Source organism: Dictyobacter arantiisoli (assembly GCF_008326305.1).
Classification (GTDB): Bacteria; Chloroflexota; Ktedonobacteria; order Ktedonobacterales; family Ktedonobacteraceae; genus Dictyobacter; species Dictyobacter arantiisoli.
On sequence record NZ_BIXY01000111.1, the window covers coordinates 1 to 16,373 of the forward strand.

General features: G+C 53.3%; 15 protein-coding genes and 2 pseudogenes. 11 read left to right on the forward strand and 6 right to left on the reverse strand.

Annotated features, from left to right (window positions below):
* Positions 1 to 500 precede the first annotated feature (500 nt).
* The 7 genes and pseudogenes from F1593_RS24805 (at position 501) to F1593_RS24835 (ending at position 5,721) form a co-directional block, all read left to right on the forward strand.
* Positions 501 to 1,229: a peroxiredoxin-like family protein gene (locus tag F1593_RS24805; protein WP_149404246.1), complete on the forward strand. Its 729-nt coding sequence runs from the start codon at positions 501 to 503 to the stop codon at positions 1,227 to 1,229.
* Positions 1,230 to 1,518: 289 nt separating this feature from the next.
* Positions 1,519 to 1,968: a carboxymuconolactone decarboxylase family protein gene (locus F1593_RS24810; RefSeq protein ID WP_216368983.1), complete on the forward strand. Its 450-nt coding sequence runs from the start codon at positions 1,519 to 1,521 to the stop codon at positions 1,966 to 1,968.
* Positions 1,969 to 2,291: 323 nt separating this feature from the next.
* Positions 2,292 to 2,498, forward strand: coding sequence for a hypothetical protein (locus F1593_RS24815; RefSeq protein ID WP_149404248.1), 207 nt, complete (start codon positions 2,292 to 2,294; stop codon positions 2,496 to 2,498).
* A gap of 24 nt (positions 2,499 to 2,522) precedes the next feature.
* Positions 2,523 to 2,711 (forward strand): hypothetical protein, encoded by a 189-nt coding sequence (locus F1593_RS24820; protein WP_149404249.1) that lies wholly within the window; start codon positions 2,523 to 2,525, stop codon positions 2,709 to 2,711.
* 28 nt (positions 2,712 to 2,739) lie between these two features.
* On the forward strand, positions 2,740 to 3,000 hold the full coding sequence (locus F1593_RS24825) for a hypothetical protein (RefSeq protein ID WP_149404250.1): 261 nt from the start codon (positions 2,740 to 2,742) through the stop codon (positions 2,998 to 3,000).
* 200 nt (positions 3,001 to 3,200) lie between these two features.
* Positions 3,201 to 3,728: pseudogene (locus F1593_RS24830) on the forward strand (IS6 family transposase); the annotation flags it as partial.
* Positions 3,729 to 4,485: 757 nt separating this feature from the next.
* Positions 4,486 to 5,721, forward strand: coding sequence for an ISAs1 family transposase (locus F1593_RS24835; RefSeq protein ID WP_149404251.1), 1,236 nt, complete (start codon positions 4,486 to 4,488; stop codon positions 5,719 to 5,721).
* Positions 5,722 to 5,872: 151 nt separating this feature from the next.
* On the opposite strand, the gene F1593_RS24840 is transcribed toward F1593_RS24835, so the two are convergent.
* Positions 5,873 to 6,304 carry a winged helix-turn-helix transcriptional regulator gene (locus tag F1593_RS24840; RefSeq protein WP_149404252.1) on the reverse strand — a complete coding sequence of 144 codons (432 nt, stop codon included), beginning with the start codon at positions 6,302 to 6,304 and terminating at the stop codon, positions 5,873 to 5,875.
* Between the two features lie 142 nt (positions 6,305 to 6,446).
* On the opposite strand from F1593_RS24840, the gene F1593_RS24845 reads away from it, so the two are divergent.
* Positions 6,447 to 7,097, forward strand: a complete 651-nt coding sequence (locus tag F1593_RS24845; RefSeq protein WP_172632430.1) for an NADPH-dependent F420 reductase — start codon at positions 6,447 to 6,449, stop codon at positions 7,095 to 7,097.
* 168 nt (positions 7,098 to 7,265) lie between these two features.
* A complete protein-coding gene (locus tag F1593_RS24850; protein ID WP_149404254.1) occupies positions 7,266 to 8,258 on the forward strand; it encodes a quinone oxidoreductase family protein in 993 nt (330 codons plus the stop codon).
* A 45-nt stretch (positions 8,259 to 8,303) separates the two neighbouring features.
* Here F1593_RS24850 and F1593_RS24855 read toward each other — a convergent pair whose 3' ends face one another.
* Both F1593_RS24855 and F1593_RS24860 read right to left on the reverse strand, forming a co-directional pair.
* Positions 8,304 to 8,858: a transposase gene (locus F1593_RS24855; protein WP_172632431.1), complete on the reverse strand. Its 555-nt coding sequence runs from the start codon at positions 8,856 to 8,858 to the stop codon at positions 8,304 to 8,306.
* A 50-nt stretch (positions 8,859 to 8,908) separates the two neighbouring features.
* Positions 8,909 to 9,346, reverse strand: a complete 438-nt coding sequence (locus F1593_RS24860; protein ID WP_149404256.1) for a transposase — start codon at positions 9,344 to 9,346, stop codon at positions 8,909 to 8,911.
* An 86-nt stretch (positions 9,347 to 9,432) separates the two neighbouring features.
* On the opposite strand from F1593_RS24860, the gene F1593_RS24865 reads away from it, so the two are divergent.
* A complete protein-coding gene (locus F1593_RS24865; RefSeq protein ID WP_172632432.1) occupies positions 9,433 to 10,275 on the forward strand; it encodes a WD40 repeat domain-containing protein in 843 nt (280 codons plus the stop codon).
* Between the two features lie 649 nt (positions 10,276 to 10,924).
* Here F1593_RS24865 and F1593_RS30000 read toward each other — a convergent pair.
* The 3 genes and pseudogenes from F1593_RS30000 to F1593_RS24880 all read right to left on the reverse strand — a co-directional run.
* A pseudogene (locus F1593_RS30000) lies at positions 10,925 to 11,117 on the reverse strand (IS701 family transposase); the annotation flags it as partial.
* Between the two features lie 376 nt (positions 11,118 to 11,493).
* Positions 11,494 to 12,234, reverse strand: coding sequence for a peroxiredoxin-like family protein (locus F1593_RS24875; protein WP_149404259.1), 741 nt, complete (start codon positions 12,232 to 12,234; stop codon positions 11,494 to 11,496).
* A 321-nt stretch (positions 12,235 to 12,555) separates the two neighbouring features.
* Complete coding sequence (locus F1593_RS24880; RefSeq protein ID WP_149404261.1) at positions 12,556 to 13,752, reverse strand: NAD(P)/FAD-dependent oxidoreductase; 1,197 nt, start codon at positions 13,750 to 13,752, stop codon at positions 12,556 to 12,558.
* A 300-nt stretch (positions 13,753 to 14,052) separates the two neighbouring features.
* Here F1593_RS24880 and F1593_RS24885 point away from each other — a divergent pair, with 300 nt between their 5' ends.
* Positions 14,053 to 14,973, forward strand: coding sequence for an RNA polymerase sigma-70 factor (locus F1593_RS24885; protein ID WP_149404260.1), 921 nt, complete (start codon positions 14,053 to 14,055; stop codon positions 14,971 to 14,973).
* The last annotated feature ends 1,400 nt before the right edge of the window (positions 14,974 to 16,373 follow it).

Consider the following 16,373-nt stretch of genomic DNA (forward strand, 5'->3'; position numbering starts at 1 on the left):
GGTAATGGTCAGTAACAGCTTAACACCTTATGCAAACACAGCCTGCTTGAAAATCCATGAGTGGGCAGCATGACTCATTAACTTTTGGAGGTGGGTAGGGTAGGGTGATTCATAGCGTAAACACCAGGCTCCTCCACAAAACAATCTGGCAATTTTCGAGAGATGAATATTTTTTGTCACGCGACTGTCACGTTTTGAAAGGCTCAGTTGTCCCCCTTCCAGAAGCGCATATACACGAAAGCGACTGATAACCGTCGCTTTGGAACATCTGCTGCTCGATCCAGTAGCGTTCTATCATGTTCCACTCAACACCAAGCCTTATGTATGCAAACATTGATCTTATGTGAGATGTGCTAAAAAGCACCATCTATAAGGTAGAGAAAGAGTAGAACATAAAGCATCTCCCAGTGCACATGGATAGGGCGGGCAGCTCGTTCCCGCTTCTCGTACAGGCTGGATAACCAGCCACACAAGTCAAAGACAGCAAAAGGAAAAAGAACATGACTGCTCAGACGCCTAAAGAACAAATCGCAAATACCGTTCTCTCGATGTCTCCTCCAAGCGACCTTCCTCTCCAAGAACAGCTGGATATATTAAAGGATCAGGTCTACAAGCTTATGCCAGAGGATGCAGCAAAGGAGTCGCAGAAAACCCTTGAATCCCTGGTGAATTCCGGTATGGTGGAAAAAGCCCTGAAGGAAAATAATCTGGCGCCTGATTTTACGCTTCCCAATGCTCTGAACCAGCGCGTCACCCTCTCACATCTGCTTGAGCAGGGACCGGTTGTGCTGGTCTTCTATCGTGGTGGATGGTGTCCCTTCTGTAATCTGGAATTGCGTGCCTACCAGAAGTTGTTACCAGCGTTCCAGGCCCTGGGGGTAACGCTCGTTGCCCTTTCACCCATGTTGCCAGATCATAGCCTCACGACGGCGGAAAAACAGCACCTGGCCTTCCCGGTACTCTCAGATGTGGGCAACCAGGTGGCACGCCAGTTTGGCTTGGTCTTTCAGATGGATGAACAAACACGTAAGCGACGCGCTCGACTGGGTGGCGCGAATCTGCCAGAGTACAATGGCGACGATTCATGGGAAGTGCCCATTCCAGGAACCTTTTTGATTGATCAGTCCCGCACAATCCGTCTGGCTTTCGTCGATGCAGACATCACCCGCCGCCTTGAGCCATCAATTGTGCTCGCACGGTTGAAAGAACTGAAAGGTGAATCAGAATAGCACATCTCTGTGCGTGGATGGCCTCCGACAGAAAGCTCAGTTTAACAAAACACATTCTGTTCCTCATGTGCGAACACGGCACAGCTACCATCTTTCCCGCGAGGTAGATGCAAATGTCTCGCAAGGGTACCGGGATGCTGTTCACCGAATCTGAGGGAAACCCAGGATACGTGGAAAATGCTCTCACGAGGATCTCGCTTCCGAGAGCGTTTTCCACATATCCTGGGCTTATCTCTTCTCTCCTCAATTGGGCCAGACGCATCTCTCGCCTATGGAAGGACCTGTGAGGATGAAAGGAACGGCTCCGGGCAGCTTTCCAAGTGCAAACAATGCCATCTTTGCCCTGCTCAAGGCCACGAAAACGGGCGGCGTGCCGGAGAAGACGCTTGAGCTTGCCCACCTGCGCGCGAGTCAGATCAATGGCTGTAGCTTCTGTGTTGACTCTGGCGCGCGCAGCGCCAGGAAAGCAGGAGAAACAGACGAGCGTCTCTTCGCTGTGGCGGCCTGGCGGGAGACGCCCTACTTCACCGACGCCGAACGTGCCGCCCTCGCGCTCACCGAGGTCGTCACCCGGCTTGCCGACCAGACCGATCCGGTTCCAGATGCGATCTGGGATGAGGCCGCCCGTCACTATGATGAGCAGGGACTCGCGGCTTTGATTCTTATGATCGCCGTGACCAATCTCTTCAACCGCCTCAATGCCACTATCAGGCAGGTAGCGGGCAGCCAGAACTGGTAGAGGACCCAATGAGATTTTGCGTGGGTTGATGTTTCAAATGTAGGCAGGATGCCACCCTGCACGCATTTCTTACGGAGGATCAAAGCCAAAGTACTCATAGTTTTTCGCAATATACTGCATCCACTTATCATAGTATTGTTAACTTAAGCAAAACTGTAGAGATGATACAGGAGAAACAGGCCTCAAAGTGGGGATTACTCCCTGTTTCTGATCGTATTTTCTGGAGAATCTTGGCGAAAGGAGCATCGATGTGGTGAAAACTCATCAACAAAAATTTTTAAGTTGACAGTACCCGCTGGCAGGTCCGAGCCGAAGGGAATCACGTGCAGATCTGGGATCAAGAGCAACAACTCCTGATGGCGAGCACACAGGAGCCGCCCAATCCCAGAACCATCTATCCAGCCTGGCATGACAGGCGTGTCCACCTGGGACTGGCCAGCGCGCAGGAAACCTGGAGCGATCTGCTTGAACACACCATGCCCGGACACGCAGAATTGGAACAGGCTCTGATCGCGCACAAAATCGTATAGCAACCCTTTCATCAAGAGGATGACATGGACGACAAAACAATAGACTACATCTGCGAGCAACTGTTGCATGCCGGCTGGAAGCTTGTGAAGATCGAGCGGTTATATGATTTCTTGCAGGGATATATCTCGACTATTCAGGATCGGGCTGAGCCGGACATGCGCCATCTCCAGTTTCTCCGCTGGTTGATAAGCATCGGCAAGCTCACCGAGTAGATTATGAGTAATAAAGGAACATGTAAACATGTTCTTTCGTTTCCTTGTGATCGTTCATGCTGCTTCCATTCAGGGCCGTGATGAGGGTGGGCTTTCTCCTCAACAAGAGCATTTAACCAACATATTGAACGCTTCTTTGGCCCTTTGGGAAACAGGCCAGAGGAGAAGCAAGGCGTGCATAGCCACGTATGGAGGCAGAGGAAACGAGGAGCTATATTATCCGCTTGAGGATACGCTGAATGCGTCAAAAACAATCAACCATTTTTCAGAAGGCGTGGTTGCAACGTGATGCTTAGATATATGAACAAAGAAGTACACTTGTTTACGTTGTATCCAGGAGGATTTTTATGCCATTTTTCAAAGTAGTTTCTATTGCGGAGAATATCATCGAGCATGTATGCACAACCCTGACTGATCCTATTTATGGATATCCCGTTCAGGGATATTGTCAACTTGGAACATAGCTGAACAATGTGCTAACATGGCTTCATGAAAACAACCACCACTGCCCCCGATTACAGAGGCTACCGCTTTCCGCCTGAAATCATCAGTCATGCTCTGTGGCTGTATTTCCGCTTCTCGCTCAGTTTTCGCGATGTCGAAGAGCTTTTGGCACAACGCGGGATCGTCGTGACCTACGAAACGGTGCGGCAATGGTGTTTGAAGTTTGGGCAGACCTACGCCAATGAACTGCAACGTCGTCGCCCTCGCTATGGCGACAAATGGCACCTGGATGAAGTGTACCTGAAAATCAACGGAAAAACGCATTATCTCTGGAGGGCTGTGGACCAGGATGGCAACGTGCTGGATATTCTGGTGCAGAGCCGACGCAACAAACACGCGGCGAAACGCTTTTTTCGGAAACTCCTCAAAAGGCTCCAATACGTGCCACGCGTGATTATCACCGATAAGCTCAAGAGCTATGGCGCAGCGAAACGCGAAATCTTGCCAGGGGTGGAGCATCGGCAGCACAAAGGGTTGAACAATCGGGCAGAGAACTCGCACCAACCCACACGACTCCAAGGGATTCCCTGGAGGCTACACTCAAACTATTATATGAGCCATTTTCATGGCTTGTGGCCTGTTCACACGTCTGAACAGTGACCTCTGGGGAGAGACGGCTCCCCGTCCACCAGGGTACAAAGGGTCTATACGGCTTGTTGCAACAATCGGCGGCTTCTCGAAGTGGTCCGCCTGGCTTGATTGCCTATCCGGACACGCGCTGACGCTCGCTCTGGGTGGTCGGGTTTCTCGCTTACCTCAGTGACAGGAAGCATGACGCCAGGAGATGGACAGGGATGGGAGATGAAGAAAAAAGCAGGTGCACGATGAATACGCCTCCATCCGCGCCCTCTGAGGAGGACGCAGTCATCAAATATGTCTGTGGGGTTGAATATTGGAAGCCAATCCTGTGCGGGCTGCATTTGTCGGCCTGACAAAAGCGTGGTAGTCAAGCTGATCACCTTTGCCAATGCCAGGGAGGGCTGGCAGATCTGGGAGGAGAGGCTGAGCCAGTTAGATGCTCCATAGACATTAAGTTAAGAGGGAGTGACAAGCAAAGGCTTCTTCTGGCATCATGAAGAAAAGATTCAAGTCATCAAGCATGATTGCAAGAAGGAGCTGTTAAAAATGAGTGTAACACAGGTGATGAGGCAATACCAGTCAATATTGGAAGAAGACAGGGCGATGTAAAAGTCCCAGAGAGAAGGCAAAAAAGAACTCCCTTGCTACACTGAGAAAAGCAAAGATCTCAACAAGCAAGGAAGGCCTTTGGATGAACTATAACATGCCCCAAGGAGCAAGGGAAGCCGAAGAATGGTTACAGGAAATCGAAGCGATATCAGTGTATCGAGCCTTTGAGCAAGTGGTTGATGGCCGGCACAAACGGGGAGTGCGCTACAGCGTTGCCCAAATTTTGACGCTGGTCGCGCTGGGCAAACTGGTTGGAATGACGACGCCTGCGGCCATAGCCGAGTGGGTCCGCTTGCGTGCGCAGTGGCTCAAGCAAGTGATAGCCTGGCCACGGCCCAGCTTTCCGTGTGCCTCAACCTACAGCAATGTGCTGCGCACGCTGGACGCCGAGCAGGTGAACCAGGTGCTGGCCCAGTTTCTCCTACGGGTTGCAGCCACCAAGCGGTGTGGAGAGGAACCGAGCCGACTGCTAGGGCAAGAAGAGGCAAAAACCCATGTCCATCTCGCGTTAGACGGCAAGACGTTGCGTGGCACGCTCGGGCATCAAGTTGCAGATCAACAGCCAATGCATCAGGTGGGATTGTATGAGACCCAAACAGGAGTGTTGCTCAAAGAGCAAATTGTGGGCGAGAAGCAAAACGAGTTGAGCATTGTCTCGGAGTTTCTGACTCCGCTGTGGGTGAAAGGGCGCATTCTGTCGGCGGATGCGTTGCATACCCAGAAAACGTTTTGCACCACGGTCAATGCCTATGGAGGGTTTTATCTGCTGATCGCCAAGGGCAACCAGCCAACGTTGCGCGACGATCTGCATCTGTTTTTCAGCGAACCGCCAACAGACTGTTGGGATTGGCGGACGGCTCAGACCTTCGGCAAAGGGCATGGACGCCTGGAGCGCCGGGAACTGGTTGCCACAACCGAACTCAATGATTTTCTCTCTTCGAACTGGCCAGGAGTGGCTCAAGTCTTTCGCCTGACTCGCACCATTGAGCGATCGGGGAAGCGTCATCAGGAGGTCGTCTATGGCTTGACGAATCTCTCTCCAGCGCTCACTACTGCTTCGGACCTTCTGCGCTTGCAACGAGAGCACTGGGCAATTGAAAATCGCCTCCACCATCGGCGTGATGTGACGCTTCGTGAAGATCATTGTCAGGTCCGCAAGGGGGCCGCTCCCCGCGTCCTGGCAGTCTTGAACAGTTTTCTCCTAGGACTGCTCGATTTTTGTGGCGTGACCAATGTTCCCAAGCAAATGCGGCTTTTCGACGCTCGACCCCATCTGGTTGCTCGCTTGCTCTTGGGATCTCTGCTGACTTTTACATAGCCCTGGGAAGAAGAAGTACGTGATATTGCATGGGAAACCGGTGTAATAAAAAGGAGAAGATATCATTATTGTTTTGATACATCTTTTGCGTGCATGAAGTACCTCCAGTTGTTATCTTGAAGGTAATCCGAGATTGCTCAGGTCGCGCAGGCTAGCTTGCTTCCGTCCACTGCTGCACGAGCGCCATAATCTGCTCTTGGAGCAGCGTTTTATCCTGCTGATCGTACTCGGTGCGCCTACGCTCAACCTCTTCGATGTAGCGCTCTGACCAATCGCGCAGCGCGTAGATGAGTTCTCTGAGCGTCAGGCCCAGAGGGGTGAGTGAGTATTCCACCATGGGCGGGATTACCAGATAAACCACGCGTTTGTCCAGACTGTTGCGCTCTAATTCGCGCAACACCTGAGTCAGCATTTTCTTTGAAATGCCCGCGATCTGCGCGTGCAACTGGCTGAAGCGTTTCGTCTCCTCGCCCAGAGCGACAACAACCAGCATACTCCACTGGGCAGCAATTAATTCAAGCCCACGTCGCGTGCGGCAATCGGGGCGAATAATTGGTTCTTCATGCTGTTTTCTGGTTACCATGGGGTAACTATGCCACTTTCTGGTTCCTCCTTACAAGTTAGAAGCAACTTTTCTATACTTACGGCATCATAGTAATCAAACTCTCCGCGATAAAACAAAAACGCGGGTTAAGCAATAAAAAGGAGAGAAAAACATATCACCATTGCGTATCGTCATTCTGGGGGCGGGAGATATTGGTTCTACATTGGGCCGCAAGTGGGCCAGGGCCGGGCACACCATTGCCTTTGGGGTGAGGAATCCACTCTCGGAGCAAGCTCAAAGCTTACGGGCGGAGTTGGGCGAACAGATCCTGATCGGTTCCCCGGCGGAAGCTCTGGCGGAGAGTGATGTTGTGCTGCTTGCTGTTCCGGGGTCTGCGGTAAAGGAACTCATCGCGGCTCATGCTCAATTGTTGAATCATAAGATTGTCATTGATGCGACGAATCAAATGGTCAAAGGGAAAACCGCTGCCACCAAACAATGGCAGGGACAGGGTGCGCTGAATAGTCTGAGCACACTGCAAACCCAAGCTCCAGATGCTCAGGTCTATCGAGCATTTAATAGCTACGCCTGGGAAGCCTTCGCTGAACCAATCTACCACGGCATCCAGGCCGACCTGTTCTACTGTGGCCCCGAGGGAGATGCGCGGGCTGTCGTTGAGCAGCTCATTGCTGAGATTGGCCTGCGTCCCGTGCGCCTGGGCGGTCTGGAGCAGATCGAAGTTGTTGATGAGATTTTGCGGCTCTGGGGCACCCTCGCGCTCATCCAGGACTGGGGACGTGACAACGTCGCGTTCAAGGTGCTGACGCGTTAGCAGAGCTTCTCCAGAGCCAATCCCCATGCCGCGAGGCACACAATCTCCCTGCCCAACGGGCCAGGAAGCAGCCGTCAGAGCCGCGGCTCTGACGGTTGCTGGCAATGTAGCGGCGGATCTGCGTATCCGGTCGTGATTATGGATAAACGGTTACTGAAGGAGATAGAAATGAAAGCAAGTGTCATAACTGAGTTTGGTGGGCCAGAAGTGCTCCAGGTGCGTGAAGTGCCGATCCCTGAGCCGGGGCCGGGGCAGGTGGCCATTCTGGTGGCGTACGTGGGGGTGAACTATGCGGAGACGATGGCGCGCCGCGGGGGACTGCACAGTGGTGAGCCGCCGTTTGTGCCTGGTCTGGAGGTGTCAGGTCATATCCAGTCGCTTGGGGCAGGCGTGAAGGGCTTGCGCGTGGGCCAGCCGGTTGCGGCGCTGACCGGCAGCGGTGGCTACGCGGAGGTCGCGCTGGCCTATGCCGCTTTCACCTTTCCGTTGGATGAAGCAGGTGCACCTATCGATCTGGCCACGGCTGCGGCTTTCCCCACGATTGTACCGACCGCTTATGATCTGCTCGTGAGTATGGCGCGATTGCAACAGGGCGAATCTGTGCTGGTTCACGCTGCCGCCGGTGGCGTTGGGATCATCGCCGGACAACTTGCTCGTCACCTGGGATCTGGCTTGATCATTGGCACGGTAAGCAACCCCAGGAAAGCGGCTTACGCGCAGCCTTTCGGCTATGACCATGTAATCCTGCGCGATGATTTTCTCCAGAGAACGCGCGAACTCACCGGGGGGCGCGGAGTTGATATCGTGCTGGAAGCCATTGGAGAGCCAGTGCGCAGCCAGAGTCTCTCAATCCTCGCGCCTTTTGGGCGCCTGGTCGTCTTTGGCAACTCCAACGACGAACAGGGCCGACCTCAGAGCCTGCCGATCAATCCGGGCACGGCCATCAACGAAAACAAGGCCATCATGGGCTACAGCCTCGGCAACCTGAGCCAGACCGCGCCCCACCTACTGGCTGCCAGTGCCCGCCAGGGGCTCAACCTGCTGATACAGGTGCCCATAAAAATCGATATCACCGACACCCTGCCCCTGGAACAGGCCAGCGAGGCCCATCGCCGCCTGGAATCTGGGGCAACGACTGGTAAACTCCTGTTGCGTGTATAAAGACAAAAAAAGAAGAAGAGATAGCATATGCTACCTCCATAGGCATTAAGTTAAAAGCAATTCGAGCTGCCAATCTAAACCATCCAGCAAAAGCTGAGCAGTACTAGGAAAGGCGGCTCGACGTTCAATACGACATGCAGAGTGCAACGTATGCAAAATAGATTGTATCGTCTTTTCCAGATTTCCCTCATAAAAAGCGATCATGATCCGATTACATTCACGGCGGAGGGAGTCAGCCGCTTTGACGAGACTCCGAAGTGGATCAAGCCAACACCCCTCTTGTATTAAAGACTGTTGGATAATCATGGCACACATTTTTGCATAGAATTCACACAACATACGATATGGCTTCTTTGTGCGCCATTCATCAATTTTTGCATCCTCCTTCCAGAGCCGAAAGAGTTGTTCGATTTGCCAGCGCAATCGCAGCAAGACCAGAATATCCGAATATGTTGCACGTGTGCGGGGAATATTTGTGATGACGATTGTCCAATGTGCCAATGCGAGTATTTCTTCACTTGGAACATCAACGTTCTTTTGGGCTGTTCGACGGATACGTTCTTTTCGCTCTTCTGCCACTTCTTCAGGAACCTTCACCATGATCCAGGCGGATCTCCGTCCTTCCGGGGGAAAGATGAGGTAATTGTGCCTCATACAACCTCACCGATCAGGATACGAAGACGCAGATTTCCAAGGTTACGATAGCCATATGCCTGGCGCATAATAGCCTTGGTCCGGTTGTTTTTGCCTTCAACAAATCCGTTCGAGATGCGTGTCGGCAAAAAACGGAAAAACGCCAGGATTTCTTGTTTCCATTTGGTGAAGGCCGAGAGCGCTTGGCGCAGAGCATCGGGTCCTTTTTCTCGAACCTGATTGATCCAATCGTCAAGTTGCTTCTCGGCAGTCTCTGTGGTAGCTGTCGCATACCAGGTTCGCAGGACTTCTTTGAGCTGCCAGGCGACCTCAAAATCGGGCAAATGAGAGGCGATGCGTGTGCGCTCCTTCTGCTGATCTGGCGTTAAGGCTTCCTGAGCACGAAGGAAGAGATGTTGCTTGCGCCCATGATCCAACGTGTCTGAGCTGGCCAATTGATGACGATCTCCTGGCTGTTTCGACCAGTCGGAGAGAAGTCCTTCTCTTCTCTCCGACCAAACCGGAGGAGCATTCCTATCAAGTGCCTTCCTATGATCGGCACGAGTACGGGGCGAGCGCTGTTGCTTGGTCGCCCGATGGGCGGCGCATTGCGTCGGGGGGCGCGTTTGGCGAGGTCCATGTCTGGACGGCGGAGTACAGCGAGAAACATTACGCTGCGCAGGGGTCCATTTTGATTTGCCGCAAAGAAAGCCATCCTAGCTATGAGATGAAACTGGCTGGAGTGTGTTGGTCGCCCGATGGGACCAGACTCTTTGCCGGGCGGCATGATGGATGGGTCGTGTGCTGGAATACGACGACTGGTGCCTGCCTGCTAGAAGCTTGCCGCAACATCTCAGTCAAGGTGAACGATCTTAGCCTCTCCCCCGATGGAACGTGGATGGCGGTGGCCTGCCAGGATGGAGAGGTGCGAGTATGGGTTGCTGAAGGTTCCATCCAGGGGCGAGAAGTGGTGTATCACGGACACCAGAAAGAAACGTCCTCCCTGTCCTGGTCACCTGATGGGAGAATGATCGTCTCGTGCTCACCCAAGGACGAGATGCTTCACTTCTGGGATCCGCTGACTGGTAATCTGGTAAATCAGGTTCCCCTCTCCGTCTATTACTGTCATCCCGAACCCATGCCCAAAGTCGTCCGCTGGTCCCCAGATGGCGCGTTTGTAGCTGTTGGATGTGAAGATGGAACAGTCCAGCTGATCTCTCCCCGGGATCACGCCCAGGTTGAGACGATCTGGGCGTACACTACCCCAGTCCGGTGCCTGGCCTGGAGTAGGGACGGGCGCTTTCTTGCCACGGGGAGCTGGTGCGCAAATGGGCATTCAGACGTCCACATCTGGCGAGTGCCCTCGATTGCTTCCAACGGATGAGTTCCTATAGGGGTTGGCTAGTGGGAAGTGGTCCGTGAACCCGTTTTCAGGACCCTCCCCGTAGAACCCGTGCAAGCGGTGACTTTGCCCTCCGGGTGGTCGCTTCCCGTTCTTAGCGACCTTGCGCGAATGTGAATCTCTCGCGCTTCTTTTTTGCCAGACTGCTTTTGTGTTGCCTAAAAGCGAATTTTACCCGTTCCTAAGCCAATCAAAAATCGGAAAGAAGGAGGTACATGATGGATGACCCTGCTGAGGAGAGAGAAGGAGGGCCAGGATGCGCAAACGAGCCGCGTTCCTGGCCCTCCTTTTTTACGGGGAGTGCGGAGAAACGCGCCATGCTTGGCCCTGATGCGTTCCTGCACACCCATGTTCCCGTGGTTCTTGAGCGAGAGGACGGGACGCGATGTAACGAAGAAGAGGTGATAACCCGCCTTCTCGCGCCTCCAGAGGATCCGCTAGAGAACCGTGTGTGGTTTCTGGTAGGTCAGCGTGGGAGTGGAAAAACGGAAGTGCTAGAGTGGCTGGCACTTGAACTGGTGCAACGCGAACCTCAACGCATCCCGTACATACTTCACATCCGCTCGCATGAAACCAGTTTGCCCCACCTGCTCTCCAAGTGCAAGCGGCTCCTGGAATGCCGGGAACGCGAAACCTACCTCTTCGGCTACCTGCCACCCATTTTTTCGCGAAACGTCACTCATCAATCCTTGAAGGTAGGCGAGCGCTCGCTGATAAGGCTCTCGTCGGATGAAAAAGTGCCGGATCCGTTGCCCCAGATCGTTGAAAGCCGTCGTCCACACGTTCTCGGGAGATGAACTGGTTGGAGGGAGAAGAGAAGGCATAAACAGGATTCTCCTTGCGTTCTGATTTTCGGCTGGTGACCGCCCTCCTTCTCGTCGAGAGCACGGCGGAGAAAGACGGTGTGGGAAAAAGAAGCCATGTGTCAGCAGAAAAAGGCAAGACAGAGGTAAGCCCAGGATACGTGTAAAATTCTATCGAATCTGATCTCACTTCAGATAATATTTATACGTATTCTGTTCTTATCTCCACATACACTCGTTAACTTTCAACACACTTATCTGGCCAGAAAACTTCTTTGATCTTGCACACTTGCCTCTGTGGGATGCAGATTGCAAAATGGAGTGCAGGGGGACTCGCTCCACTCCATTTTTTGTGATCCCTCCATTTTGAGAGAGCATGAACGCATGCAGATGCGTGCTATTCCGTTTCGCTTTTCAGTTCTTTCATTCGTGCGAGAACCAACGATGGATCGAGCCGACGAGAGGGGATTGCATCGACGAAAGCCAGGCAGAGCTTGCGGGATTGATCGATCAGAAAGGTGCCTGGAACTGGCAGTTCCCATGAGTCATCGCCATTGTAATCGGGCAAATCTGCGCCGCCCCGTTGATGCAGCCTCCGTCCAAGCTCATCCAACTGAAAGACCAGCCCAAATTGGCGTGCCACCTGGTTGCCCACATCGGAGAGGACGGGAAAGGTCAGGTGTTGCTTTTCCACCGCCCCGAGGCTCTGATCTGGCAGCATGGGAGAGATGGCAACCACCGTCGCCCCCAGTGCCTTGAACTCTGGCAACACCTTCTGGTAGGCACGTAATTCCAAATTGCAATACGGGCACCATGTACCACGGTAGAAGACAAGAACGACCGGTCCCTGTTCAAGCAGTTGTGAGAGCGTGACGCGCTGGCCCAGTGCATCAGGCAGGGTGAAATCGGGTGCCAGTTCATTTTCCTTCAGTGCGTTCTCTGTGAGACCAGACGTCACAAGGTCTTCGAGGTAGCTCTTCAACAGCTTTGCCATTTCCTCCGGCAGATGTGTGGCGCTCGCCTGGGTCACTCTATCGAGCTGTTCCTGGAGAGGAAGGTCGCTTGGAATAGCACCTGGCAACAGCTTTGCCACTTCCTGTAGATTCGCGTTTTTTCCTGTTGGGAAATCAGTCGTCATGTTCCTTTTCACCTTTTCATGTGTTTGACGTTTCCGGTTGATCGTGATAGGTCGCGCAGTCGGCAAGGATGCCGCGCGGGAGCGCATCACTCTGTCATAAATGATGCTCTCTTCTCTGTTCTCTGCTCGTCAGGAGCATGTTTGTGCTCGTATAACTCTGCTTTTCTTCAAGACGTTTAGAGCCAAGAGAGCGGCTTGATCCGTCTGATCAGTGCGAGTGGGAGCAAGGCGCATATGAAAGAAGCATTCCTTTTCCCGCCCGTTGTCTCTCCTGGCTAGAAAAACACCGACAGGTCTCTAGCCATCCTGGTCTCTTCGTTGCTATCGAAGCTTACTGCCTGCCTCCCATGCAATATTTCTGACTTTCCACGCAGGCTTTCCCGTGAGAATCATATTCAGTCCCCATTTGCGTCCCCACACCAATCCGCGACTTTCCCCCAGGCCGATGCAGAAGAACTCAAGAATCGACGCTGCCGCTTTGTGAACCGGTGCGGGGCGGCCCTCCAGATCAGCCCTCACGATTTTCCCCAGTCGATCTGCCTGGAGCCCAGCTTCTCCGCACCTCATTAGGTCTGCCTTACCGGTTGTCGGATCGACGATTCTCGCACAGTCGCCAATGCTGTAGACGCCTGGGGCCCCGTGAACGCGATACGATCCATCCACCAGCACCTGGCCATGAGAAGTCAGTGGCAAGCCCATCGTGCGCAAGGCCGGATTCGGAATCAGACCAATCGTCCAGATACAGAGACCAACTGGGAGATGATCGTCATTGCTCAACGTCACCACTCCTGCATCCTCCCGCATCACCTTCCGGTTGTAAAGCACGGTCACGCCACGTTCGCGGAGGATCTGGTCCAATTTTCGTCCAACTTGCTCAGGTCCTTCCAGGAATAATCGTTCCTGTGTATTCAGCAAGAAAACAGAGATATCGGACGGGTTCAGTCCAAGTGACGATGCTTCCTTCTGCATCTCAAGTGCCAGCTCAGCGGATGTCTCAATGCCACTGATGCCCGCCCCTGCAACTACGACAGTCATCAGTCGCTTTCGTTCTTGAGGATTGGTTTCATCAACAGCTTGCCGGAGATTGGCGCGCCAGCGCTGCCGGATGGCTGCCGCGGTTTGCAGATCCGTTAAAGCAATGCCACCCTGATCAGGATCAGGTTGCCGAACGACGCTCCCGACTGCCACAACTAAAAGGTCATAACGCATTCGGGCAGTATGTCCCTGCGCATCCTCATATCGAATCTGCTTTTCCTCACGCTCCACAGACGTCACCGTACCCTGCACGAATTCGACTCCTTCTGAAAACCCATACTGGGTCCAGGGAATCATAATCTCTTCTTCGCCCACGGCCGGCCGGAACAACAACATTTTGCGCATATGACGGGGCTGCTTGTCTATCAGAATAAATCGAATCCGCTGTCCATTCGCCATTTGCCGGGTCTCTTCCTTGAGGGCTTTGAGTGCTCCAAGCCCTGCATGGCCGCCTCCGATGATGATGCATGTCAAGTCGTTCATCATAGTGCTCCTTTGCCTTTCGTGTATGTCGCTTCTCTTTTTGGAGAGATCTCTTTCTCAGCGCTTCCAGAAAGGGGACAAGTGAGCCCCCTCAAAACGTGACAACTGCGTGACGAAAATGGTTCGTCCCTCGAAAATGGCCCTATGGCCGTTGCTTCGGCACCCGTTCTCAAGGACACAGCACAGCAATATTCGGGACTCAAGCCCGCAGATACAGGCCCAAACATTGCTGAATCTGGCCACGCTGGATTATGATAAAGAGAGAACCGATTATGTGAAGGAGCCATTTCCCAAGACCCTATGGAGAACATTCAAACCTATCAACCCCTGCTTTTCTCCATCGCCTACCGCCTGACTGGATACGCCAGTCAGGCCGAAGATATTGTGCAGGAGGCGTACCTACGGTATCAACAGGTGGATCAGGCCACCATTCACTCGCCAAAGTCCTATCTCACCACAATTGTCACCAATCTCAGCCTGAACTATCTGAAATCCGCCCAGCGCGAGCGTGAAGAATATATTGGGGTCTGGCTCCCTGAGCCTCTTCTTACTGCTCTCCCCAAAAGTGACTCTCCCGAAGAGAAGTATGAGCAGCAAGAATCCCTTTCGATCGCCTTTCTCGTGCTCCTGGAGCGTCTTTCGCCACCGGAACGCGCGGTGTTCCTCCTGCATGAGGTGTTTGACTACTCGTTGGTGGAGATTGCCGAGATCATTGAGAAAACCCCGGAGCACTGTCGCCAGCTCTTTCATCGCGCGAAAAACCATCTCGCGGAGAAACGCCACCGCATCTCGGTCTCGTCTACCCATCAGCGACAGCTCACCGAGTCCTTTGTGGCGGCCTGTCAATCGGGGAACCTCGCCGCCCTGACCAAACTGCTGGCTAGCGATGTCACGGCCTGGGCAGATGGCGGTGGCAAGGTTCGTGCGAGGCTCGCTCCCATTTCCGGCCAGGAACAGGTGGCCAAGCGCTTTATGGTCGGCTTGATGCACCGAGTGCCTGCGGACACCGTTCTTTTTATAGAAGAGATCAATGGCGCGCCCGCCATTCTCTGCTGGAGTGACAGCCATCTCAACTGGGTTCTGACGCTCGATATCCGCGACCATGTCATCGTTGGGCTGTATACCCTGGTGAATCCTGACAAGCTGGCTTTTCTCCAACGCCAGTTGGAGAGCCGCCCGGAGCCGTTCCTTTCATCCTCACAGATCCTTCGCCTCCGGTGAGAGATGAGCCTGGCCCCATTGAGGGAAAAGAGGTAAGCCCAGGATACGTGTAAACGCTATCAGAAGCAAAATTAGAGTCGATAGCATTTTACACGTATCCTGGGCCTATCTCAATCAACTCATGTACTATGGGCCAGTCACAACATCTCTCGTGTTATCCACACCGCGTTCTGGAGAACCTCTGAAACAAGAAGCCGTCAACAGAGAGTATTCCGGACGACAAGAAAAGCGGAGAACGTTGAGGAGGAAGATCGGGGAAGTCATTACCTTATCTACAACTGTAAGACTAGACTGCCCGAACATCAATGTCCAGCGGTGGAACCGCGCATCCTTCGGTAGTACAACTGAACGCCGATGCCATTGGGAGCAATGCAGTCAAGTTTCCTGCATGGTCCCCCCTGCCCAATGGGCGATGACCAGCGAGGTCATTGAAGGACATGAATGATGAGCCTACGTCGATCTAGAACGTTGCTCAGTGACGGAACATGGGAACCCCTACAGCACACGAGTGCCATGGGGTCGGAGGACCCGTAGTAATCGGCGGAGTGATGCCCGCCCAGGGAGGACGAGAAGGGCGTCTACAAGGTGGTGCGCCCTGAGAGGCGCAAGAGACGTTCCCGCTGGAGAGCGGGGCAACTAGAGTAATGTTGCTAATCCAGCACCTTACCTGGACCCGAAAGGGCGAAGGAACAAGAGCATGGTGCGAAGTGCGCCCAAAGAGGCGCGTAATCTTCTACTGTGCTCTCGCACAGTCTCACTCAGGCAAAGTGAGTAAAGCAGCCCCTTACCTCTGAACCGAAAGGGTCAGGGGGACTGTAGCATGGTGGTGTAGAAGCCCGTTGAAGTCCCAGTACCAGGGGCCAGATGGCGGGCAGCTAGGCCGTCCACGGTCAAGGCAGAATTGCTTGAACTCTAGTCGGGGCGGAACACATGCGTCCGATGGGAACGGTATCATCGCCCATGTCTGATGGTATGAGTGAAATTTTTGCAGCACGCATACAGCCTGCATCAGAGCCAGCTCCCAGGGAGGGAGAACCGACGTAAGGAGGGCCTAAAGACGGAGCGAAGATTATGAGGTTGCCCCGTTTTTGTAGAGTCTCCAGTGGTGAGAGCTGAGGGGAACAAAAAACGTCTGTACGTACGTACGTAACGTAATACGTATCTATTTTACTATAGAAAACGTAATACGTCAAATGCTTTGTAACAGAGATACTACTCACATACGTTCATACTGAAGTGGACTCATATATCCCAACGTCGAATGCCGACGGACTCGATTGTTAACCTAAGCGAAGGAGTCGCCCCCTCCGCTCGGCTTCAAAACCGGACTGGAAAGTTTCCCTTCATCCGGCTCCTCAATGATCGGGTCCTTGGCACAGATACCATTGACACGTCCGACG